Raw genomic sequence first — 931 nt, 5'->3', positions numbered from 1 at the left:
TGGACCGATCTGTTTTCCGCCCCCTATCCGCAGAGCACCGCCGGAAATACATATTTGATAAATGAGCTGGCGCTGGGATGGTACAGTATGGATGAACAGGGGCAGTTGCTGACCCGGAGCGATACCGGCTGGCAGCGGCCTGATTCCTGGAATGACGTATTAACGGCTGCCGCCGGCTATGGGCTTAAAACCCAGATGTGCGTACAGATGACTGATAATAATGCCCGGATTAGAAAAATGATGAATAATATTGAGGCCAGAAATCTGGCCATAAGTAGTTTGGTGGCCGAGGCTGCACAATTTGATGGCGTTAACCTTGATTTTGAAGGATTGGGCTGGAATGATACGCCTGCCGAGTTAAGCAAAGTGCGTTCAGATTACACCTCCTTTGTCAAAGATCTGGCCGTACAGCTGCATTCCTCCGGCAAGACTTTGACCCTGACCCTGCATGCTCCCAACAGTGCCTATCCCGGTTACGACTATGCCGCACTGGGGAGTTGGGCTGATCGTATAATCATCATGGCTTACGATTATGGACCGAAACCAGAACCGACCGATAAAGTGGAGCAAGCCATCCAGCTGGCCGCCGCCGTTCCTGCCGACAAGCTTTTGCTGGGCATTGCGGTGGCTAATGAATCAGACGCCAGTATCACCGCTAAGCTCAATCTGGCTATCGATCACAACCTGGGAGGTATTGCCTTATGGCGGCTGGGACTGGTGGGCGATGGTGAATGGAAAGCGCTGGGGGATAATATTGTACGGAAATAAATAAACCCTTTGCGCCTGTTCTTTAACTTAGGTTAAAGAACAGGCTTTTTTCTGTTTTGATAATGCTGAAAAATTTGTTTAAGGGTTTAAAACCTGAATAGATAATGTAGATAGCGGGTTTAACATTAATATCTATCTATATTGAGAGTTTTGCATAATTCCC

Annotated in this window: 1 protein-coding gene; it reads left to right on the top strand. The window is 48.1% G+C overall.

What is annotated here, in order from left to right:
• A partial coding sequence (locus tag B3W37_RS14265) for a glycosyl hydrolase family 18 protein (protein WP_483176192.1) occupies positions 1-768 on the top strand: 768 nt, incomplete at its 5' end.
• Positions 769-931: the final 163 nt, after the last annotated feature.

This window comes from Syntrophomonas sp. UBA5494 (assembly GCF_002426325.1).
This window is presented reverse-complemented; position numbering and strand designations above follow the sequence as displayed.